This window comes from Paenibacillus anaericanus (genome assembly GCF_003994475.1).
Classification (GTDB): Bacteria; Bacillota; Bacilli; order Paenibacillales; family Paenibacillaceae; genus Fontibacillus; species Fontibacillus anaericanus.
The window spans coordinates 30,304-53,808 of sequence record NZ_RZNY01000015.1 but is presented as its reverse complement, the minus strand read 5'-3'; the positions used below and the strand labels follow the sequence as shown (position 1 = coordinate 53,808).

General features: G+C 41.3%; 19 protein-coding genes. 17 read left to right on the top strand and 2 right to left on the bottom strand.

All coding sequences use genetic code 11. The annotated features are described in order from the left end of the window. Positions 1–7 precede the first annotated feature (7 nt). From EJP82_RS17440 to EJP82_RS17390, 11 genes are all read left to right on the top strand, one after another. Complete coding sequence (locus EJP82_RS17440; RefSeq protein ID WP_127193355.1) at positions 8–847, top strand: GNAT family N-acetyltransferase; 840 nt, start codon at positions 8–10, stop codon at positions 845–847. A gap of 358 nt (positions 848–1,205) precedes the next feature. After that, a complete protein-coding gene (locus EJP82_RS17435; protein ID WP_127193354.1) occupies positions 1,206–2,606 on the top strand; it encodes an ABC transporter substrate-binding protein in 1,401 nt (466 codons plus the stop codon). A 131-nt stretch (positions 2,607–2,737) separates the two neighbouring features. Further along, complete coding sequence (locus EJP82_RS17430) at positions 2,738–3,580, top strand: carbohydrate ABC transporter permease (protein WP_127193353.1); 843 nt, start codon at positions 2,738–2,740, stop codon at positions 3,578–3,580. Next, entirely contained in the window at positions 3,580–4,419 is an 840-nt protein-coding gene (locus EJP82_RS17425) for a carbohydrate ABC transporter permease (RefSeq protein WP_127193352.1), read from the top strand. The genes EJP82_RS17430 and EJP82_RS17425 overlap by 1 nt, the downstream gene beginning before the upstream one ends. A 268-nt stretch (positions 4,420–4,687) precedes the next feature. Beyond that, positions 4,688–5,719 carry a LacI family DNA-binding transcriptional regulator gene (locus tag EJP82_RS17420; RefSeq protein WP_127193351.1) on the top strand — a complete coding sequence of 344 codons (1,032 nt, stop codon included), beginning with the start codon at positions 4,688–4,690 and terminating at the stop codon, positions 5,717–5,719. A gap of 156 nt (positions 5,720–5,875) precedes the next feature. After that, the gene (locus EJP82_RS17415) at positions 5,876–6,454 is read left to right on the top strand and encodes an O-methyltransferase (RefSeq protein ID WP_127193350.1); all 579 of its coding nucleotides are present in this window, start codon (positions 5,876–5,878) and stop codon (positions 6,452–6,454) included. 22 nt (positions 6,455–6,476) lie between these two features. Then, complete coding sequence (locus EJP82_RS17410; RefSeq protein ID WP_127193349.1) at positions 6,477–7,100, top strand: alpha/beta hydrolase; 624 nt, start codon at positions 6,477–6,479, stop codon at positions 7,098–7,100. Between the two features lie 14 nt (positions 7,101–7,114). Beyond that, the gene (locus tag EJP82_RS17405; RefSeq protein WP_127193348.1) at positions 7,115–7,570 is read left to right on the top strand and encodes an NUDIX hydrolase; all 456 of its coding nucleotides are present in this window, start codon (positions 7,115–7,117) and stop codon (positions 7,568–7,570) included. 79 nt (positions 7,571–7,649) lie between these two features. Further along, positions 7,650–7,991 carry a DUF1801 domain-containing protein gene (locus tag EJP82_RS17400; RefSeq protein WP_127193347.1) on the top strand — a complete coding sequence of 114 codons (342 nt, stop codon included), beginning with the start codon at positions 7,650–7,652 and terminating at the stop codon, positions 7,989–7,991. Positions 7,992–8,126: 135 nt separating this feature from the next. Continuing rightward, the gene (locus tag EJP82_RS17395; protein ID WP_127193346.1) at positions 8,127–8,729 is read left to right on the top strand and encodes an RNA polymerase sigma factor; all 603 of its coding nucleotides are present in this window, start codon (positions 8,127–8,129) and stop codon (positions 8,727–8,729) included. Then, complete coding sequence (locus EJP82_RS17390) at positions 8,656–9,972, top strand: DUF4179 domain-containing protein (protein ID WP_127193345.1); 1,317 nt, start codon at positions 8,656–8,658, stop codon at positions 9,970–9,972. The genes EJP82_RS17395 and EJP82_RS17390 overlap by 74 nt, the downstream gene beginning before the upstream one ends. Positions 9,973–10,111: 139 nt before the next feature. Here EJP82_RS17390 and nrdG read toward each other — a convergent pair whose 3' ends face one another. Together nrdG and nrdD are read right to left on the bottom strand one after the other, a co-directional pair. Further along, positions 10,112–10,612: an anaerobic ribonucleoside-triphosphate reductase activating protein gene (gene nrdG / locus EJP82_RS17385; protein ID WP_127193344.1), complete on the bottom strand. Its 501-nt coding sequence runs from the start codon at positions 10,610–10,612 to the stop codon at positions 10,112–10,114. A gap of 4 nt (positions 10,613–10,616) precedes the next feature. Continuing rightward, positions 10,617–12,806 (bottom strand): anaerobic ribonucleoside-triphosphate reductase, encoded by a 2,190-nt coding sequence (gene nrdD / locus EJP82_RS17380; protein WP_211350170.1) that lies wholly within the window; start codon positions 12,804–12,806, stop codon positions 10,617–10,619. Between the two features lie 156 nt (positions 12,807–12,962). Between nrdD and EJP82_RS17375 the strand changes: the two genes are divergently transcribed. The 6 genes from EJP82_RS17375 (at position 12,963) to addA (ending at position 23,450) form a co-directional block, all read left to right on the top strand. Next, entirely contained in the window at positions 12,963–13,508 is a 546-nt protein-coding gene (locus EJP82_RS17375) for a GNAT family N-acetyltransferase (protein WP_246054226.1), read from the top strand. A gap of 78 nt (positions 13,509–13,586) precedes the next feature. Then, positions 13,587–14,048: a hypothetical protein gene (locus tag EJP82_RS17370; RefSeq protein WP_127193343.1), complete on the top strand. Its 462-nt coding sequence runs from the start codon at positions 13,587–13,589 to the stop codon at positions 14,046–14,048. A gap of 101 nt (positions 14,049–14,149) precedes the next feature. Then, positions 14,150–14,671 carry a hypothetical protein gene (locus EJP82_RS17365; protein ID WP_127193342.1) on the top strand — a complete coding sequence of 174 codons (522 nt, stop codon included), beginning with the start codon at positions 14,150–14,152 and terminating at the stop codon, positions 14,669–14,671. Positions 14,672–14,699: 28 nt separating this feature from the next. Next, on the top strand, positions 14,700–15,758 hold the full coding sequence (locus tag EJP82_RS17360) for a methyltransferase domain-containing protein (RefSeq protein ID WP_127193341.1): 1,059 nt from the start codon (positions 14,700–14,702) through the stop codon (positions 15,756–15,758). A gap of 226 nt (positions 15,759–15,984) precedes the next feature. After that, positions 15,985–19,509 carry a helicase-exonuclease AddAB subunit AddB gene (addB, locus tag EJP82_RS17355; RefSeq protein ID WP_127193340.1) on the top strand — a complete coding sequence of 1,175 codons (3,525 nt, stop codon included), beginning with the start codon at positions 15,985–15,987 and terminating at the stop codon, positions 19,507–19,509. Continuing rightward, positions 19,506–23,450 carry a helicase-exonuclease AddAB subunit AddA gene (gene addA / locus EJP82_RS17350; protein WP_127193339.1) on the top strand — a complete coding sequence of 1,315 codons (3,945 nt, stop codon included), beginning with the start codon at positions 19,506–19,508 and terminating at the stop codon, positions 23,448–23,450. Before addB ends, addA begins: the two co-directional genes overlap by 4 nt. Positions 23,451–23,505: the final 55 nt, after the last annotated feature.

Genomic DNA, 23,505 nt, shown 5'->3' with positions numbered 1-23,505 from the left:
AGTCAAAGTGCATAATCAAATAAAATTAGAAGTGGCAACGGAAGTTGATGCGGAGCAGATTAGAGATTTGATGGTGAATGTTGAAGAAGATGAGGCATCAAAATGGTACACAGACGGTGAAAGGCCGTATATACCAGGTTTCGATTCGATAGCGATGCAACAATATCATGCTAGGAGTGGACACTATTACAAGATCCTTTTACAAAATACACTTGTTGGAGTAGTTCTTATCTCAACTACGGGAAGAGAACATGCGAGAATCGACCGTTTGTATATTGATCCACAGTTTCAAGGTAAACAAATTGGCTCGATCGTTCTACAACATATTGAAAATTTATTCCCACAGATTAGAACTTGGACGTTAGATACCAGTCAGAAGAGCCCTAGAAATCATTATTTTTATGAGAAGAATGGTTATAAGTTAATATCTGAAGATCAAGATGAACGATATTATCGTAAAGAAGTTGTTGATCAACAATTGGAAACGCGGGACTTTGCTACCCGAAAGGGGTTTAATAAACAAAATTTTCGAGAGTGCAGTATGCAAGATTCCGATTTCTATGATGTGAATTTAGCAAATTCAAGTTATTCGAATTCAAATATGAGTTGTCAAAAGTTCCGAAACATCAATTTATCAGGATCGCATATTACTAATGCAAATATGAGTCATTCGATATTTGGAGACTCCAATATGAGAAAAGTTGAAATTTGCCATGTCTCACTTGCAGGCGCTTATATCCATGATTCCAATCTGCATAATCTTTCTGTGAATAATTGTAATATAGAAGGCATGAAGATCGATGGCGTACTCGTTAGTGACTTAATTAAAGCGTACAAGAGCAGATAAGAATCATTAACACAAGCATAGTTTATTATTATATTATAAGAAGAGCTACCCTTAGTGCATGTTGCTGGGGCATACATAATTTATTACATAGGATTGGGGAGAGCAAATGAATAAGTCCATGTTAGTAGTCATTTGCTTTTCACTAATCATTACAGTTTCTCGTTACATAGTGCAGACGAAAATCTGTTGCAAAGTATAGGGCAGTATGCTAGGATAAAACCAAGGTTCGGAAACGTTACCGAAAAGGATTCCGACAATTGAATTGGAAGCGCAATCACTGCCTTCAATCAAGGGGATCCTTGAAATGTATTTCGAAACTGTAGTAGCAAATAAATAACTAGAAAAGCGGGGGATAAAGATGAAAGTTAAAAAGGTTTTGGGACTTGCTCTTGCGTTGACTTTGGTTGGTGGACTAGTAGCGGGATGTGGCACTAAAGAAAATAATAGCGCAAACAATGGAAATAAGGGTGAAGAAAAAACTAATACTACAACAACATCTAAAGCCGAAGAAATTTATTTCTTGAACTTCAAGCCTGAAATTGCTCCAGTATATGAGAAGATTGCTAAGGATTATGAAGCTGAAACAGGTGTTAAAGTTAAAGTGGTGACTGCTGCCGCTGGGACGTACGAGACTCAATTGAAAGCGGAAGTTGCTAAGAAAGATGCTCCTACGATTTTCCAAATTAACGGACCTGTTGGTTATGAAGCTTGGAAAGATTATGCATTGGATTTGAAGGATTCGAAGTTGTACAGCTACTTATCTGATAAAAGCTTGGCAGTAACAAGTGGAGATGGCGTTTACGGTATCCCTTATGTAGTTGAAGGTTACGGTATCATCTACAATGAAGCAATTATGAAGAAATACTTCGCTTTGGCTGACAAAGCAGTTTCAATCTCTGCAACATCTGAAATTAACAACTATGATACGTTAAAAGCAGTTGTTGAAGATATGACGGCTAAGAAAGACCAACTGGGAATTAAAGGCGTATTTTCTTCTACTTCTCTAGGTGCTGGTGAACAATGGAGATGGCAAACTCACTTGGCTAACTTGCCGTTGTTCTATGAATTTAAAGACAACACAAGTTTTGACAATACCGTTCTGGCTGGCTTAGATACTAAGGAAGTTGAATTTAAATATGCAAGTAACTTCAAGAACATTTTTGACTTATACATCAACAATTCCGTAACAAAAGGTGCATTGTTGGGTAGTAAATCTGTAACGGATTCTATGGCTGAGTTTGCACTAGGTCAATCGGCTATGGTTCAAAACGGTAACTGGGCTTGGGGACAAATTAATGAGGTGGATGGTAACGTAGTAACTGCTGATGATATTAAATACCTCCCAATCTACACAGGTATGCCTGGTGAAGAGAAACAAGGTTTGGCAATTGGTACAGAAAACTATTTCGTAGTAAACAGTAAAGTATCTGCTGAGAAACAACAAGCATCTATTGCTTTCTTAGAGTGGTTGTATTCCAGTGAAAAAGGTAAAAACTATGTAACTAACGAATTAGGATTTATCTCACCATTTAATACATTTACGGAAGCTGAAAGACCAGCTGATCCATTGGCTAAAGAAGTAATGGCATGGATGTCCAAGGACGTTACATCCGTAGCGTGGACCTTTGCGGCATTCCCAAGTGAAGATTTCAAGAACACTTTTGGTGATGCATTGTTAGAATATGCTCAAGGGAACAAACCTTGGGAAGAAGTTGTAACTATCTTTAAAGATTCATGGAAGTCTGAAAAGGCAAAATAATAGTTAGAATAATCAGGTAACATTAGGATATGCCACTTAGCACCTACGGGCGCTAAGTGGCATAATACATCAATGGATAAAGTATAGATAATAAGACTCAGAACTTTTTATTACTGATAGGAGAAGAGAATATGCAAAAATCGATGAAGAAATATTTTGCTCTCTTTGCATTGCCAACTATACTAGCCTTTACGGTGGCATTTTTAATTCCATTTATTCTAGGTGTATATTTGTCTTTTACAGAATTCACAACAGTGAATGATGCAAAATGGGTAGGCATAAGTAATTATATTAAAGCATTCTCTAATCAGGACTTTCTAAACGCTCTTTGGTTTACGATATCATTCACTATAGTAGCCGTTATTACAATCAATCTCTTTGCATTCATTATTGCGATGTTATTAACTAGAGGAAAAAAAGGAACTAATCTATTTAGAACTGTATTCTTTATGCCTAACTTAATCGGTGGTATTGTATTAGGTTATATATGGCAATTGATTATAAATGGTATCTTATTTAAATTTGATGTAACTTTAACATTTGCTGCTAAATACGGATTCTGGGGATTAGTCGTTCTAATGAACTGGCAATTAATCGGTTATATGATGATTATCTATGTTGCTGGTATTCAGAATATCCCTAAAGACGTAATCGAAGTAGCAAAAATTGATGGGGCTTCTCGATTCCAAGTGTTACGTAATGTAACCTTACCGCTAATTATGCCAGCTATTACAATTTGTTTATTCTTATCTTTATCGAATTCATTCAAATTGTTTGATCAAAACTTGGCTTTGACAGCCGGTGCGCCATCTAAACAAACAGCTATGTTAGCTTTGGATATATTCAACACCTTCTACGGTAAAACGGGTTATGAAGGTGTAGGTCAGGCTAAGGCCGTCATATTCTTTGTTTTAGTGGCACTAATCGCATTAATACAACTTGTTATCACTAGAAGAAAGGAAGTTGAGAATTGATGAATAAGGCAAAAACAAGAGTAAGTGATTATATTCTATACATCATTTTGTCAGTTTTGACTGTTCTATTTTTGTCGCCAATCTTTATCGTTCTCATGAACTCCTTTAAAGGTAAGTTCTTCATTAGTGATGCTCCTTTTGCACTTCCTAATAGTGATACTTTTGCTGGCTTAAGTAACTATACCAGTGGTATCACTAAGATTGGTTTCGTATCTGCGTTCGGTATGTCACTGTTTATTACAGTGTGTTCCGTTGCCGCTATTGTTTTATTTACATCAATGACAGCATGGTATATTACAAGAGTTAAGACAAAGTTTAATAGCCTATTGTTCTATGTATTTGTATTCTCGATGATCGTTCCATTCCAAATGGTTATGTTCACAATGACAAAGGTTGCCAACGTCTTAAGTATTGATAATCCAATAGGAATTATATTAATATATCTGGGATTTGGTTCCGGCTTGTCGGTATTCTTATTTAGTGGGTTCGTCAAATCAATACCGCTTGAGATTGAAGAGGCCGTTATGATTGATGGATGTAATCCTGCTCAGTCGTTCTTTAAAGTAGTACTGCCAATTCTTAAGCCCATCGCGATAACAGTAGCTATTCTAAATGTTATGTGGGTATGGAATGACTACTTACTACCACTCCTAGTTATTGGTACGGAATACAGAACTATTCCAATTGCAATTCAGTACCTAAAGGGTGGATATGGATCAATCGATATGGGAGCCATGATGGCAATGTTAGTCTTAGCTATTATACCTATTGTAGTATTCTATCTAACCTGTCAAAAGTATATTATTGAGGGTGTTGTTGCAGGGGCTGTTAAGGGATAAGCTTTATCTCTTGGGTGTAGCTTACAATATGTACATCGGTACTTATTATTCTTTGGATTAGAGTAGGGTTCTTTCTTGGGGATATCGACACCAAGAAGATCCTACTTTTGTTGCACTTGTATGTAATTTACATTTTGATATAGAATAAGTTTATCTCATCACAGCTGTTGGAATTATAGGAGAACCTATTGATTTATTGGTTTCACGCAACTTTAATTGATATATTGATGGATGAATGAAACTACACTGTAAGGGAAGAACAAACACTATGGAACGAATGACAATTATTGATATTGCCAAAATGTGTGGAGTTGGGGTAACAACAGTATCTAGAGCTATGAATAATCATCCGGATATTAGTGAAGAAACCAAAGCGATGATTATGAAGGTGATTAAAGAAAATCATTATGTTCCAAATAACAGCGCGAGGAATTTGAAGCGTTCTGCTTCGAAAACAATTGCCGTTTTGATTAAGGGAATTACCAATCCTTTTTTCAATCATATGATTAAGGTATTTGAACAAGAAATTCAGAGGAAGAAATATTCTTTCTTTTTGCAACGGGTAGATGAAAATCAAGATGAAATCGAAGTGGCTATTGAACTAGAGAAAGAAAAGCGGTTGAAGGGTATTGTGTTTTTGGGAGGATATTTTTCACACTCCCAAGAAAAGCTAAATCAATTAACTGTACCTTTTGTACTTAGTACAATTGGGATGACCGAAGAGTTTGATCTGAATAATTATTCTTCAGTATCAGTGGATGACTTTAAAGAAAGCTATAGAATGGTAGACTATTTATGTAATCAGGGCCATACAAAAATTGCAATCATTACAGCAGCTATGGATGATGTGAGTATTGGTAAGTTAAGATACGAAGGATATAAACAAGCTCTTAAAGATAATGGGATAGATTATAATGCACAATTGGTATGGTGTATGAAAGAAAATATCGAAAGTTATACCATGGAAAATGGATATACAGTTACCAAAGAAATGTTAGAAACCAAAGAAGAGTTTACAGCCATTTATGCTATTTCTGATAATCTAGCAGTTGGTGCATGTCGAGCCATAATAGAAGCTGGTAAGAGAGTTCCAGAGGATTACTCAGTTGCGGGTTTTGATGGACTGGATATATCATTTTATTATAATCCTTCACTTACGACCATGAAACAACCAGTAGTAGAAATGGCGGAAGAGACTATTAAAATTCTTTTTGATCTAATCAATAAAAAAATAACACATTCGCACAAAATCTTCCCGGCAGAGCTGATCGTTAGAGAATCTACAAGGTCCTTACTATAAGGTGTTTTTATTTAAAATAACAGTAAACCATGGTATTGTTTAAAGACACCATGACGAAGCAGATAAGCTTTGTCGTGGTGTTTTTTTGTTGAGGTCCTTTTCAACGATGAACAGAGGCTTTTGGATTATATCAGAATACGAAAAAGGAGACTAACCATGGATGATTTGATAAACTTGAAGTTACCTAAGCATACAGAGGAGATTCTTGAACATGCAACTAAGCAAGGCTTTACGGCATCATGTGATAGTTTGACGGGGAGTTTGCTCAGAGTATTGGTAATGAATAAACCAAATGCAAGTATTCTTGAACTTGGCACAGGCGCAGGCTACTCAACATCTTGGATATTAGAAGGTATGGATCAAGGGAGTAGATTAGTCTCAGTTGAATTCGACGCAGAGAGTGCAGCGGTGGCTAGAGATGTATTAGGACATGATAAGCGAATTGAATTCATTGTTGAAGATGGAGGTAAGTACATCGAGGATCACCTCAATGATAAATTCGATATCATTTTTGCGGACACGTGGCCCGGGAAGTTTTATTTAGTTGAAGAGACCTTGAACATGATCAATCCCCATGGAATTTACATCATAGATGATCTAAACCCTCAATCCAATTGGCCTGAAGGTCATGGTGACAAAGTACAGGAACTAATCGAGTATTTAGAAAAGAAGACAGAATTTCATATGGCCAAGTTGGATTGGTCAACAGGGATCATCATAATGACAAGAAGATGATAATTGGGGAGGAAGTATAGAAATGGAAAGAAACTATGTAACACTCCCGTCGTTCTGGGGAATAGAAGTTAAACATCGACATATTTCCAATAACTCGAAATCGTTAGTTGTCCTATTCCCCGGCAAGAACTACCCATGTGAACTCCCCCTATTGTACTATTCGAGTCAAAGTGCCATTGAGAATAATCACGATGTATTATTACTTGAATATGGCTACCAAAGTGCAAGGACAGATCTAGAGTATGAAGATATACCTATCCTTATTGATGAGTGTAAGAAAGCAATTCAACAAGTAAAAGAACCGTATTCTACATTAGTCTTTGTAAGCAAAAGTCTAGGTACAGTTATTTCTGGAAAAGTGGCAGATGAGTTAATTGATGGGGGACCAATAAAGCAACTGTTCTTAACGCCCTTAAATGAAACCGTGCCTTATATTCAGAATTCCAATTGTCTTGTAATTTACGGAACGAATGATCCACAATTCAGTCAAGAGAGCAGAGAATCTATAGAAGGCTTTAATGATGTTCAGGTTCACTCTTTTCTAAATGGTACACATTCTTTAGAGGTGGGTTCCGTTAATGAGTCATTAAACGTATTGAAGGAAATTGTCGAGCTGTATGGCGATTTCTTCAAGGATATTGGTTAGTATGGGAGGATTTCATGGGATATATAAGTGATCTAAGAAAAGTAGTTGGTTCACGCCCATTAATAATGGCTGGAGCATGTGTACTTATTTTCAATGAATACGGACATCTATTATTACAGAAACGAACGGATAGTTTGGATTGGGGAACCATTGGAGGAGCGCTGGAACTTGGGGAATCTTTGGAGGAGGCGGCAAGCCGAGAGCTATACGAAGAGGCAGGTTTAAGGGCGAATAACTTTAAATTTATAACGCTTCTTTCAGGGCAGGACATGTACTATAAATACCCGCATGGGGATGAAATATATAATGTAATGGCCATTTTTGAAGCTTTAGATGTTGAAGGAATACCCACAGTTAATGATGATGAAGGGCTTGAACTCAGGTTTTTCTCACTCGATGAACCTATACCAGGTCTAAATCCGTTTAATGAACTAGTGTTAAGAAAATCTGGATATTTAACAAAATGGTAATGAGGGAGATATAAGATTCTATAAGCTGAAATAAAGGTTTTCCATAAACCATGAAACCATTCATAAGGAGGCAAATAAAATGAATCAAGAAGTGACCGATTTTATTGAAGCTATAAAGGAACCTTGGCAGGTTGAACTATCTTCTCGTCTTCGCGAGGTTGTACATCAAGCCATCCCGGATCCTCAAGAAAGAATTCAGTATAAGAAGCCTCATTTTTTGAAAAACGGAAAATATGCTGCAGTTATCTCCACATCGAAAGATGTAGTCAGCTTTACCATCTTTAATGCCTCCGAGTTAGAGCTTTCTGAAGGCAAATTCGATGGTCCTCCGGAACGAAAAACACTGAAGCTGCGTAAAGGGGATTCGTTTGACACAGCCCAGTTGGTATCATGGGTCAGCCAAGCATCCAGCGCACTATAAAATTATTAATTTCATATACCTCCGCAACCTCATGGGGATAAGGTGACTTCCCTGTGACTTGGTTGTGGATTTTTTTTGTGCGAAATGAACTTTTATAATCGCTGCGATCTCTTATCTATGAAAAGGGGAGAGAACATGAAAGTAAGCCGTCTTGTCAAACAAGCCCAAAAAGGCAACAAGGAAGCTTTATTACAGCTAATCATAGCTGATCAGGACGCTTATTATCGTCTTGCCCATACATACATGGGAAATGAGCATGACGCGATGGATGCAATGGAAGACATGATTGTTACACTTTATGAAAAGATTGATCAATTGCAAAAAGGCGAAGCATTCTACAGCTGGAGCAAAACCATTCTAGTGAATCGGTGTAAAACATTACTCCGCAAAAAGGATCGATTTCTTCCACTGGAGAACGAGCGAGAATCCTCACTTGCTACATTAACTGACGATAATCCATATCGCTACTCAGAGTCTGAGATGAACATGGATGTACTACTATCTCATCTGAATGCACAGCAGCGGGAAGCGATCGAACTTCGTTATGTTCATGATCTTGCGTACCAGACGATTGCTGACATGACCGGTGCACCGCTTGGCACAATCAAATCTAGAATCTCACAAGGATTACAAAAACTCAAAGTCTTAATCGGAGGTGATGGTTATGCAAACGATCGAGGAGAAATTACAGGAACACAAACAAAGCTTGAATGTGGTACAGGCTCCGTCAGATCTTGAGGGCAGACTTCGCAAAGCACTTGAAGATGTTCCCGCTAAGAAAAAGAATATAAATAGAGCTATGACGTGGGTTGCATCAACAGCTGCAGTACTCCTTCTAATTATCGGAACGTATCAATATCCTGCCTTTGCTTATTACGGAAGTAAGCTGCTTGATAAAACCGATTTGTATTCTCTCAGTTTTTCTGAAGTGGCAGATCAAGGATATGGACAAACGGTAAACAAGAGCAAAACACTTGATGACGGTACGGTTATTACCATTAACGGGGTTATAGCGGACGATAACGCTTTGTTGATGTATTACACCATTGATCGACCTGAAGGCTCCGTATTTACTGACAGTGGTTCATTTCGTTATCAAACGGACAAAATTCAAGGTTTCCTGACTGATTCTTATTCGAAAGGTGGAGGTGGTAACAACAGCAAAGACGAGACCCATATCGAAAGAATAGATAAATTCGATCCAGTTAGTCCATTCTCCAGAACTTTAACCGTTACATTCATTGAGTGGCTGGATAACGGGGAGCGGGCATCATATCCCATCTCTTTCAATTTTGAGGCTAATAAAGCGATGAATAGTATTATTAAAGAGGAAATTTCTAAATCCGTTCCTGTCGATGAGGGGACTGTCCATTATGACTCCATTACTGCTTCGCCAACTTCAACCATCGTGAAGGGGCATTATGAAATGGATGAAGAGGGATACCCAAGATTTTCAGGTAATACAAAGCTTTATGTGAATGGAACAGAAATGAAATCATGGAGAATGCAGTCGGATAATACTAAAAAGGGAATTCTGGGATTTGAACTTGAATTTGATGTGCTTCCGACAGACAAGATAAAGACCATTGAGCTTGTACTCGAAGATTTTCCCGGATATCAGAAAGTAGAAGAACCCATCTCCCTAGCCTCACCATCAGATCAATCCATCAAAATTGGCAATGAGAAGGTATGGATTCGGAGCGTAACAAAAACCGATACAGGCTATGATATCGTTATAGCCAGAAAACAATTCACATTTTTGGAAACGGGAAATTTATCCGTTCAAGCTGGTGATATCGTAGTTCCCGTATCATCAATTTCCTCATCACGGCCGTGGGATCTGAAAAATGGTAACATCCTCTGGGAGCAGACGTATTCTTTTAATACAATGGAGGAACCGGAACACCTGTTGCTGGACGGATTTGACTATATTAAAACCTATGACAAGACAATATCTATTCCTATAGATCAAAAAAAATAAAATCATACGATTGTTACAACGCTCAATATATTTAAACCAGATTTTATGTAAATCGAGCAAGCCACTTAAAAATCGCCGCTCACTTCCAACAACGGAAGAAGAGCGGCGATTTTTAATCATGCTATTTTCAAACTCTATTCTAATCCTGTAAGACGACCTTCCCTTGATGAAGACTCTGTTTCACATTGATTACACGCTGATTCTCTGATCCTCGCCATTGTAGCTTCAAATTCCGCTGCTCTAAGATGAATTTACCGTCGATAAGTACATCACAATAGGCAAGTAACTCTGACTTAGAGGTGTCGGCTAGAATCTCTTCGAACGTGTATCCTGACCAGATCCATATATCCTTGCCGACACATTCTTGCTGTATCCGTCTAACGAGCCCCAACAAACCATCAACATGTTCAAAAGGCTCTCCGCCTAGGAGGGATAAACCGGAAATTTTGATGCCTTCGACATTCAAATCAGAAATAACCTGATCTTCAAATTGTGGTGTATAAGGGGTACCGTAATCAAAATTCCAGGTAGCTGCATTGAAGCACCCTTTACAGTGATGACGGCATCCGGAGGTGAATAGGGAATTTCGTAACCCTTTCCCATTAAGTACATCGTATTTTTTATAATCGGCTATATTCATAACATCACATATGCTTTACACGAGAGAGAACTTCTTTTTGTTTCCCCGCATTAAATGGCCGCTGACTTGGCTCCGACAGATACCCACAGCAACGTCTGATTACCGATGAAGTCTTTGGATTGCTATTATCACAGTTAGGGCACTTAAATCCAGTGTTTGTAGCTTCAAATTCACCCTCAAATCCACATTCTAAGCATTTATCAGTTGGCGTATTGGTTCCAAAGTAAGGTAATCTTTCATATGCATAATCCCATACAGCTTCCAGTGCCTCAGGATTTTTCACTAAAGAATCAAATTCGCAGTAGGTAATAAACCCGCCGTTCGCATGCTGAGGATAATCCTTTTCCAGCTCAATCTTCTCAAATGGAGTCACTTTCTTGTTGACATCGAGGTGGAAAGAGTTCGTGTAATACCCCTTATCCGTAATACCTGCAATGACCCCGAATTGTTCTTCATCCAGCTTACAGAAGCGGTAGCACAAGGATTCCGCAGGAGTAGAGTAGAGACTAAAACCATATCCCGTTTCATTTTTCCATGCCGTAGCCTTAGCACTTAAATACTTCACAATATCTAACCCTTTTTGGCGAAGTTTCTCATCATCAAAAATATGCTGTCCATACAAGGAAAGTATTGTTTCATGTATGCCGATGTATCCAAGTGAAATGCTGGCTCTACCATTCTCTAACAGGTGATCAATGCTATCTTCTGGCTGAAGCCTGCTACCTGCAGCACCTTCCATATACAGAATAGGAGCAACTTTGGCTTTGACTCCTTTCAGACGGTTCACACGGAACATAAGACCCTCTTTGCAGGTTTCTAACAATTCATCTAGCAAACGGTAGAATGTCTTCTCGGATCCTTTAGCTCGAATCGCAATACGAGGCAGATTGGCAGTTACGACGCCCATATTGAATCTACCATCGTGTAGTGCTTGTCCATCTTCCTCGTATGCACCCAAGAAGGATCTACAGCCCATCGGGAATTTGAACGACCCTGTAATTTCTTTGACCTTAGGTACGGATATAATATCCGGATACATACGTAAAGTGCTACATTTTAGTGCCAATTGTTTAATATCATAGTTAGGATCCTCAGGCTTCAAATTCACGCCCTCTTCCATCCCAAAAATCAATTTAGGGAATACAGGTGTTTTGCCATCTTTGCCTAGACCTCTAATCCGGTTCTTGAGGATAGCGATTTGAATCTGCCGCTCTTCCCATGATAGACCTCTACCAAAGCCGAATGTACTAAACGGAGTTTGACCGTTAGCACTGACCAAAGTGTTAATTTCATACTCCAAGGATTGGAAAGCATCAAAAGTCTCTTTTTCTGTGAGATGTTTAGCGTATTCAAAACAGTTAGGGTATGTTTCTTTTAACTGTTGATTTTCATAGAAAATATCCAATGCATCAATGTCCGTACGATTCATCGAATAGAGCCATTGTAATCCCGTTTTGAAATGCTTGATGAAGGACTGTGCTACATACGGAGCTAGAATGATATCAATCTCATTAATCGTATTCCCACCATATATATGGCTAGCTACTTGGGCAATAATTTGTGCCGTAATCGCAGTAGCTGTCGTAATCGATTTAGGAGTTTCAATTTGCGCGTTACCTAGCTTAAAGCCATTCTCCAGCATTCCTTTTAGATCAATCAGCATACAATTATAGATAGGGAAGTAAGGGCTATAATCCTGATCGTGAAAATGCAGGCTTCCATTGTTGTGCGCTTCAACAACCCGTTTCGGAATCATATACGTTTGGGCAAAGTCTTTTGCCATAATCCCAGCTAGCAAATCTCTTTGCGTTGGAATGGTTGCTCCATCTTTATTAGAGTTTTCTTTTAAAACTTCTTCATTTGTTAGGTCGAGAAGACCCTGGACCTTTTTATCCAAACTGCTGCGTTCCCGTCTTTTGAGCGTTCTAATTTCACGGTAACCAATGTACTCCTCGGCAGCGTCTTTACGTTTACTGTTCATCAGTGCGGACTGTACTTCGTCTTGAATATGTTCAATGTCTATTTTATGTAACTTAGAGATTTTAACCGTAACTTTATCAGCTACCTTTTGAGCTACATCCATATCTATTTTTTTGTCTGTACAATTCATAGCAGCACATATGGCATCAATAATTTTTTGCTGATTAAAGGGAACTTCAGACCCATCTCGTTTGATAACTAACGTAACAATCACCCTTTACAATAATATTGTTCAGTGAGTATATCATATTAAAATAGATTTTTTGGTGATGTCACACACAATTCATCTATAGTGACAAAATTCTCATGAAGTAATATTTTACCATGGTAAAATAAAGGGGATATTTGCAAGCCGTGGGGAGTTGTGGAGATGGAAATGATGGATACAGAAAGATTAGTTATTCGTAGATTTGTACCAGAAGATGGGGAGGATTTATACCAATATCTCTCGCTGCCTGAAGTTGTATTATACGAGCCTTACCCTGTCTTTTCGAAGGAAGACTGTTTTAGAGAAGCGTTAAGGCGTTATGAAGAAAAGGATAACAATGCATTTTGGGCTGTGTGTCTAAAACATAACAATAAAATGATAGGACATCTCTATTTCAAACAAGTGGAATTAGAACATTTTATGACTTGGACATTAGGATATGTATTTAACCCAAATTATTATAGTCAAGGTTACGCAACGGAATCAGCAAGAAGAATTCTGCAGTACGGGTTTGAGGAGTTACATTGCCATCGGATTATTGCTGGCGCAGATATAAGAAACACAGCTTCATGGAGACTGTTGGAACGCCTAGGTATGCGAAGAGAAGCTCATATGCTACAGAATGCTACTTTCAAAAGAACCGAGGATGGCGAGCCGATCTGGGTGGATTCTTATCACTATGCCATACTTGCAAGCGAGTGGATGTAATTTCCAAAATAATGCAACTCTTTAGGATGCCTCATCGTTAATTTAGTAGAAGTTTAATTTACGAATGGGGGCGTTTTTTTGAAGAAGTTTATCTTTGCATGTCTCATTGGTATTCTTGTCGTTGCTGGATGCACTAATGACATAAAGCGATCAGAACCAGCGCTTGGTGGACCGGAAGACGTTTTGAAACAATATGTTAACGCCATAACCGATCGAGATTACGCAACCTTGGTGGAGCTATATGGAGGCGACTATGATTGGTTACAGATGTTCGCTCCGGAATCCGATCGACAGGATAAGGAGAAGATTTTTGAGAGTTATATTCAAAGTGTAATGCCAGAGAAAATTTCTTTCAATGAAATTAAAGATAAGAAAGAAATCAGCGAAGACGAATTTGTCTTTGTGATTACTTTTAAGGATGAGGATGGAACGCTTTTTGAAGTGAGGACGGAGGATTCAAGTAAAACCGAATTCACTTATACGGTAAAGAGAGTGGATGGAGTATTTAAAGTAATGGAACCACCTCCATATCAGTCGTAGATATTTGAGAGTAAACATTAAACAATACACGGCTCAGTCTTGTTTAGAAGAGCTATCTAAGTCGGAGTCGTAGTGTTGTGTGTTTAAGGAGACGACAAATTATGAATGATCTGTTATTTGGGGAAACTTTTCTTCGCATCTCGCTTCATAGAATGTGTGATCTGTATTTCTTGAAATTGAGCGAAGCATTCAAACCTTTAAATAAAGAGCAACTTTGGGTAGAACAATATCCTGGAAGCAATTCAGTAGGTGGAATTGTGATGCACGTAACGGAACATATTCATAGAAATTGTCTCAGATTAACAGAGCAAGAGCATCTATTAGGACAAGATTTCCATAATTTTTTCCCGAATTCTAACTTTACCCCAGAGCAATTACTTGATCAGCTGGAACAGCAATTGAAGTCATGGAAGCAACTGATCATTCGATATATTAATAATCCGAACGATTTCAATATGGAAGATGTTCACCATATCTATCATTTGGTAGAACATACAAGTTATCATTTAGCACAAGTCATTGACCGTATTCAAGGAATAACAGGTATTAAGTTTGAGTTTTGTAAGCAAGGACTGAATGAGAAATTTCTGCGGGACCAGATCGAGGCATCTTTAATTAAATGAGTGGTGAGCCAGATATGGAGGTGATTATTTGGACAGCTTGGTTGAAGTTTACGGTTTAGATCATCCTGAAGATAAAGAGATCCAGTTTGTCGTGATGTTTTCCAAATATCGGGGTCGTTGGGGTGTAGGTAGGCAAAAGGGGAAGACAACATGGGAAGTGCAGGGCGGACACCGCGAATTAAATGAAGAGTTGAATGAAGCTGCAGCACGAGAACTATATGAAGAATCAGGTGCACGTACATTTAGAATAACCCCGGTTACGAAGTACTCCATGACAGTGGATGGGGAGAAGAGTTACGGCTTGTTATATTACTGTGAAATATTTGAACTTGGTGAGTTACCCGAAGAATTTGAGATAGAAGAAATAAGATGGGTTGATTCTTTTCCAGAGAATATGACCTATGGCAATTTACATAGACTACTTTTTAAAACAATCCAGCAATGGAACATAGAAGGAACAACTTGGGATAACTTCACGATGCGTGAGAAGAAAAAGGAAGATATCAAGCGATTTGACCAATTAGCTCCACATTGGAAGAACACTCCGGAATCAATTTCAGTAGCGAGTAGAATAATTGATTCCCTTGGAATTAGTCCTCATCACAAAATATTAGATGTAGCGTCTGGTACCGGCATACTACTTTCTGTGCTTGCAACTAAGGAGATTAGCCCCAAAAGGTATGTGGCCATTGATTTATCAAGTAGAATGCTTGAGCAATTAACTGATGAGTTTCCACAAGCTGAGACTTATTGTATGGATTTCGAAAATAAAATAAAATTTGATTTCTGTTTTGACTATATCATCATCTATGATAGTATTCCGCATTTTGATAATCTGGATAGGATCTTTGCGAATGCCCGCCATAACCTGCGGCCTGGAGGGAAGTTCATTATAGCTCATTCAAGGACAAGAGCAGGACTGCAAGCTCATCATCAGAGAATTGGATTCAAGAGCCCGCGTGAACCCATCCCGAGTCGTGAACGATTGATAGAATTATCCTTCAAATATGATTTTAGTAATATAGAGGAGTCAGATGACGAGTTCTTTTATTACCTTGGTGTGAAAACTATAAATGTGTCACAATAGCTCAGGCGGTACTATCTGGAAGGTATCCATATGGATATGATTTGTTAAATGCCGATGGCATATGAATTACGGCTCTGTTAGGGGAGAACTCGTCCCACAAACAGAGCCGTTTGTGTTATTTGAATGGAACATACATTCTTATTTTGCGCCATGCGATATGATATACTGGGACATAGATAATTTGTTCGGCTTTTTCTATTTAGATATTCCTTTAGGAGGCATTTACATGTCACTTCAATTCATTATCGGCCGCTCTGGTAGTGGTAAGAGCAATATGATCCTGGACGCCATTACTTCCAAGTTACGCGAGGAACCTGTGGGTTCGCCATTAATTCTACTAGCTCCAGAACAGGGGACATTTCAAATTGAGCGGGCAATTCTTCAGACTCCGGGCATTCGTGGAACCCTTCGGACGCAGGTGCTTGGCTTCCGCCGTTTAGCCTTGCGCGTGATGCAAGAGACAGGTGGTTCTGCTCTGGTCCCGATCAACGAGGAAGGCAAGAAAATGCTGCTCTACAAAATTATGCGGCGCCGTAAGGACGAGTTGAGGCTGTATGGACATGCCGGAGATCAACTTGGGCTGATCGATGAGATCAACTCTCTATATACAGAGATGAAGAAGTATAATACAAAATTCTCTACACTAGAGGATCATTTACGTTTTCTAGAGTCCTCAGCCTCTGAGTCTCCGCTGTTAAAGATCAAACTCCATGATTTAAATATCTTATACCGCGAGTTCGATCAAGAACTCTCTAAGTTATATATTGATGCAGAGGACCATGTCATCAAGCTGACGGAAGGCGCACAAGATTCATCGTACCTCAAAGGAGCACATATTTGGATCGATGGGTTTCATACGTTTACGCCTCAAGAATATAGTGCTATTGGCGAACTGCTGAGAACGGTGTCGTCTTTGACCGTAGCCCTCACTTTAGATCGTCCTTATGATGATGGGATTCCTCCTCATGAGCTGAATCTGTTCCAACCTACGGCAATGACCTACATGAAGCTTCGGGCTTTGGCGGAATCCATTGGGGTTGAAGTTGAGCCAACAAAATTGCTCGATGTTCGTCCTTATCCGAGATTCAAGCACAGTGAGACGTTGTCCTACTTGGAGTCTGCCTATGAGCGTCGAATCAGTTGGCCTGGTGAAACGCCCCCACCTGATCTCACACAGTCCCTATCACTTCACGTAGCTGGAGGCCGGCGGGCCGAAATTGTAGGAGCGGCTCGTGAAATGGTGCGTTTGGTACGTGAGGAAGGTGCGCGTTGGCGGGACATGGCACTGTTTGTACGAAACCTGGGAGACTACGAGCATATGATTGGGCCGGTATTTGAGGAATATAGCATTCCTCATTTCTTAGATCAGAAGACAAGTGTGCTTCATCATCCATTAATTGAATTTATTAGAGCGGCGTTGGACGTCGTTTTGAAATATTGGAAGTATGAGGATGTATTCCGGTGTGTTAAGAGCGAGTTTTTACTACCTATGGATGGAAGTTTGACACGCGAAGACATGGATGCATTAGAGAACTACGTTCTGGCGAGTGGAATTCATGGCCATCGCTGGACCGATGGTCATCCATGGAAATCGGCTCCGAGCCTCTCGCTTGATGATGATGAGAAAACAGAGAATTTAGCAGAGAACAAGACGCTTCTTTCACTGGAGAAGTGTAGAGCGACAGTAACGGGTCCGTTATTTGCCTTTGAGAAACGTCTGAAAAAGGCCAAGACCGCTGCTGAAATGTGCACAGCTGTATACCAGCTGTTGGAAGACATTGATGCACCAAAGCGTCTTGATCTTATGGCTCACCATAGTCTACGTGATGGACATCCCCAAGAGGCCATGGAGCATCGGCAGTTATGGACCGCCATCCTTGAACTACTAGATCAAATCGTTGAAATGATGGGTGACGAAGAGTTAGGTAGTTTATTATTCGCCGGTGTACTGGAGACAGGGCTGAAGGACTTGAAGTTAGCCTTAGTTCCGCCTTCGCTTGACCAAGTGCTGATTGGAAGTACAGATCGGACGCAAACAAGTCATGTACGACATGTTTTTCTGCTTGGTATTAATGAAGGAATTATGCCAGCGAATCTTCAAGAGAAGGGTGTGCTCAGTGATCAAGAGCGTATACGGCTAGGGGAAATAGGAATGAACTTGGCGCCGGGGATTACACGTAGGCTTCTTGATGAAAGGTTCCTAATATATGGAGCTCTTTCTTCGGCGAGCACTTCGCTCTGGCTAAGTTATCCAAGTGCTGATGAGAATGGTGGGGCACTACTTCCTTCTGAAGTGATCCGTCATGTAAAGAGAATCTTTCCTTTTTTGGAGGAAAAGTTTATCAGTGATGGACCCGCAATTTCGGATGCTGAGGAACTCCAGTTAGAATATGTGTCCCGGCCAGCACCTGCGCTGGCTATGTTGATTAGACAGCTTAGATTGTGGAAGTCTGGTAAGGAAATATCTCCGATTTGGTGGAGCGTGTTAGCTTGGTTCAAGGAACAACCAGAATGGTCGGGTAAAGTAGCACGTTTATTGGAATCGCTAGATTATCGCAACCAAGTAACTAGCTTGAAACCTAATACTAGTCGGAAATTGTATGGTAAGGTGCTGCGTACCAGTGTATCGCGTATGGAGAAATTCTCAGCCTGCCCGTTCTCTCACTTTGCTTCTCATGGACTGAAATTGAAGGAGAGAAGGATGTACCGTTTGAAGGCGCCAGATATTGGCCAACTATTTCATTCGGCTCTTAGTTCGATGGCGATCACCTTCAAAGAACAGAACCGGAGTTGGGGGAGCCTTACTCCTGAAGAATGTATTAGGGAAGCAGATGTAGCGGTTGAGGAGCTTATACCTAAACTACAGGGAGAGATTCTACTCAGTTCGAAGCGCTACGGGTATATCTCCCGTAAGCTCAAAAATATCGTTGGCCGAGCTTCAGTTATCCTCGGTGAACAGTCTAGACGGGGGAATTTCGAGCCTGTAGGTCTGGAACTGGACTTTGGTCCAGGGCAGCCACTACCTCCGCTCAAATTTGAGTTGTCAAACGGTAATGTGATGGAGATTGTCGGCCGGATTGATCGGGTGGATATGGCTGAAGGCGAGCGGGGTATTCTACTTCGCGTCATTGATTATAAATCGAGCCAGACTGATCTGAAGTTACATGAAGTGTACTACGGCTTATCGTTGCAAATGCTGACTTATTTAGATGTACTGCTGACATCTGCGGAGGTCTGGTTAGGTCGCCCTGCACTACCAGCAGGTACGTTGTATTTCCATGTTCACAATCCACTCATACAGAGCAGTAACGATTTGAGCCGCGAAGATGCTGAAATAGAAATGCTTAAACGGTTTAAGATGAAGGGCTTACTACTGGCCGATCGGGATGTTATTGCCCAAATGGACGGGCAGTTAGAACGAGGACATTCCGATATTTTACCTGTTGCGCTCAAAGCAGACGGGGGATTTTATAGTAGTGCATCTGTAGCTACTCAGGAACAGTGGCGTACACTGATTGGATCTGTGCGGCATGCTATTACTGATATAGGAACGCGTATTACCGATGGAGACGTGGCAATTGCCCCGTACCGACTTGGTACTCAGACAGCTTGTACTCATTGTGATTTTAAGCCAGTCTGTCGTTTTGAGGAATCGTTAGAGGGAAGTGCGTTTAACGTACTGAATAAACCTGGTAAGGACAAAGTATGGGAATTACTTGAAGAAAGCGGAAGTAAGGAGGTGGAGCAATGATAACAATACCCAAACCAGAAGGTAGCTACTGGAGCGATGATCAATGGAAGGCGATCTCCGTCTCAGGAGGAGATATGTTAGTGGCAGCTGCGGCAGGCTCCGGTAAAACCGCGGTACTGGTCGAGCGGATTATCCGTAAGTTATCTCATCGTGACGAGCCGATCAGTGTTGATCGGCTGCTTGTAGCTACATTTACGAAAGCAGCGGCTGCTGAGATGCGGCAGCGGATTACGGAAGCGCTGGAGAAGGAGCTGATCAAAGACCCAGGGAACGAGCATTTGAATCGTCAACTGGCTATGCTTGGACGGGCTTCCATCACGACGCTTCATTCCTTCTGTATGGAAGTTATTCAACGTTATTACACCTTGATTCCACTGGACCCAGGTTTTCGGATTGCCTCGGAGAGTGAGACGGCATTGCTTCGTCAAGAAGTGCTGGAAGAGTTGTTTGAACAGAAATATGCCTCGGAGTCTGCAGCAAGCCCATTCTTGAAGCTGGCGGATTGGTTTGGTGGAGAGCGGAGTGATGATGCTGTCTTTGCTCTTGTGCAAAAGTTATACGATTTCTCACGTAGTCATCCTTGGCCAGAACATTGGCTGAAGCAGGCGGCTGCAGTATTTGAGGCGCCGGATACGGCTGCGATCGAGCAAAGCTCTTGGGTACAAAGTATCCTCACTGATACAGCCCTGACTTTAGGAGGAGCTGCTGATCTGTTGCGTCAGGCGCAGCGTATTGCAGTATCTCCCGGTGGGCCACTTCCGTATGCAGCTACGCTAGAGGAAGATCTTTGCGTAATAGAGAACTTGCAAGAGGCAGTACAGAATGGTCTTTGGTCAGGGCTATACGATGTGTTTCAAACGGTAGCATTCGGTAAGTTAAAGCCATGCAAGAAGGATCAGACGGATCCTTTGTTGCAGGAGCGAGTCAAATCACTACGTGAAGAAGTTAAGAAAAGCGTAACGGACCTACGAGTTCAATTATATAGTCGTCATCCAGAGGTATTTCTGGATGAGATGAACGAAGCTGCACCGTTGATGTCGGAACTTGCTGAACTTATCACTCAGTTCGGCGACAAATATCGGCAAGAAAAGGTTGCGAAGGGATGGCTTGATTTCTCAGATTTGGAGCATTACACATTACAAATTTTGCGTCACCCTGATTCAACGCCGAATGAGGTTTGGCCTTCGGATGCAGCAAAAGAATACCAGATGCAATTTGATGAAGTTTTGCTTGATGAATATCAGGATACGAATACGGTGCAAGAAGATATCGTACGCTTGATAACTCGTACTAGTCCAGGTAACAAATTTATGGTCGGTGACGTTAAGCAGAGTATTTATCGTTTCCGGTTAGCGGAACCTGGGTTGTTCCTGGATAAATACCGGAAGTATGATAATGATTTCTCCGGCGAAGGTCTTCGGATTGATCTTGCCCGTAACTTCCGTAGTCGGCATGAAGTGGTAGATGCTGTGAATTTGTTGTTTAGGCAGATTATGAACGAAGGGGTTGCAGAAATCTCCTATGATGCTAGGGCGGAGTTGATATATGGGGAAGGGTTTCCTGATATACCTGAGGATGATTACAGACCTGAATTGCTATTAATTGATCGTAGTATCGACACTTCCAGCGGAGCAGACGGTGGTGCTTCGGAAGGAGGAGGCGATGAAACTGAGGTTGATGAGGACGTCGCTGAACTTGAGGCTGTCCGGTTGGAGGCACGAGCTATAGCTGTCCGTATTCGTGAGATGCTAGCAGACGGAGATAAATCACTTCGGATATATGATAAGAAGTTACAAGATATGCGACCGGTTGGTTATCGCGATATGGTTATTTTATTGCGGTCCACGTTATCATGGGCGCCAATAATAATCGAGGAATTACGGATGGCGGGGATTCCAGCTTATGGTGAATTGAGTCAAGGCTATTTTCAGGCATCTGAAGTGGAGACTATGCTATCGCTCCTGCAAATTATCGATAACCCATTACAAGATATTCCTCTGGCTGCAGTACTACGTTCTCCTTTATTTACATTTACAGAAGAGGAACTTGCTGAGATTCGTTTGGCTGCTCCGAACGGTAACTATTATCATGCTGTTTTGGCAGCATCTAAGGGTAGTCAGGAGATAGAAGATGAGAGCAATTTGCAGAGAGATGAGTCCTTAATATCCAAGCTGAATTCATTTCTGAATCAACTTGAAGTTTGGCGGAACATGGCTAGAGAAGGTGAACTGAGCAGCTTGATCTGGAACATTTATCGTGAGACGGGATATTTGGACTGGGTTGGTGGACTGCCCGGCGGTTCACAGCGTCAAGGAAATCTAACAGCTCTTCATGATCGGGCTAGACAGTATGAAATATCGTCATCATCTCGGGGGCTATTCCGGTTTCTACGTTATGTGACGAAGTTGCGAGAAAATGGTGGAGATCTCGGTGCCGCCGCGACCTCGGGTGAACAAGGGGACGCTGTGCGGATCATGACGATTCATAAGAGTAAAGGACTAGAGTTTCCGGTCGTCTTTGTAGCAGGGCTTTCCAAAATGTTCAACCGTCAGGATTTGAATGCGTCTTTTCTGGTCCATAAGGAAATGGGCTTTGGTCCGAAATTCGTGGATGGAGATACCCGTGTTAGTTATCCAACATTGCCGAATCTAGCGATACGGCGGCGTGCGGGAATGGAGCTTCTTGCGGAGGAAATGCGAGTATTGTATGTCGCAATGACCCGTCCCAAGGACAAGCTCGTGCTTGTATCCTCGGTGAAGAATTTGACCAAATCAGTCGAAACCTGGGGAGGGGCGCTCGAAGCTCAGGAGGAGAAACTTCCGGACTTTATGCTAGCCCGTGCTCGTAGCTACCTAGATTGGATAGGCCCTTCTCTGATTCGCCATCCTGCAGCCGCTGATCTACGGCAGTTTGCGGGACTTCCTGCAACGTCTCCGGCGGTTCTAGCCGATAGCACTTCTGATTGGATGATTGGGTTCGTATCTGCTAGGGAGATCGTGTCGACGGGTGTAACAGAAGCGGCTGCGGTCAATGAAGGGACAGTTCCAATTTCGGAGGTCTCTGAACTGAAGACAATTCTCTCAGGTGACCCACTCGCCGTCCTGCCGGCAAGGGATGGACAATTACAGAAGGTTGTCGATGCTAGACTCAATTGGTCGTATCCATATGAGTCTGCAAGTCGGATTAGTGCGAAAACATCGGTGACGGAAATGAAAGTACTGCTGAGCATGCAAGAGGAGCCTTCATCTGACGTCTTCGCGCGGGACGAACTAAAGAGGGAACTGGAATCACAAGAGGATAAAATCGACTTTAGGCTACACTTGCGTCGTCCGAGGTTTATGGAACAGCGTCAGATGACCCCCACAGAACGGGGGACTGCTTATCATACTGTGATGCAGCATCTTCCCTTTGAGCGTGAGGAGGCCGCAGAGCAGACCGTAAATGATACGTTGAAACGGCTTGTGGAGCTCCAAATTATGACGCAAGAGCAGGTCGCGGAGATGGATGTAACGAGGATTGCTGACTTTATGCGAAGTCCCTTAGGCGATCTGCTGCGCAGAGCGGAATGGATAAAGCGGGAAATGCCGTTTAGTTATGGCTTACCAGCACTCGACGCTTATCCTCGCCTGGCGCCTCCTACAAGTGGTAATAGTAGCGATGAGTTGGTTGAAGAAGGAAGTAGGTTCAGCCGTGAACTTGCTGGTGAAATGGTCCTCATTCAAGGGATTGTCGATTGCCTCTTCTCTGTAGATGGTCGGTTGTACTTGCTAGATTATAAAAGTGATCGGGTCCTGGAGCACCGAGGTGGGATCTCAGAGTTGAGCGAATCTTATCGTTTCCAATTGGAATTGTACGGGGATGCTGTGGAGCAGATTACGGGTCTTTCCGTAGATGAGAAATGGTTGTATTTCTTTGATAGCGGTGACGCTGTCAAACTGTAATAGATACAGTTTAAATTGATATAGAGTACTGGCGTGAAGATAGAGGGGGAGAGGG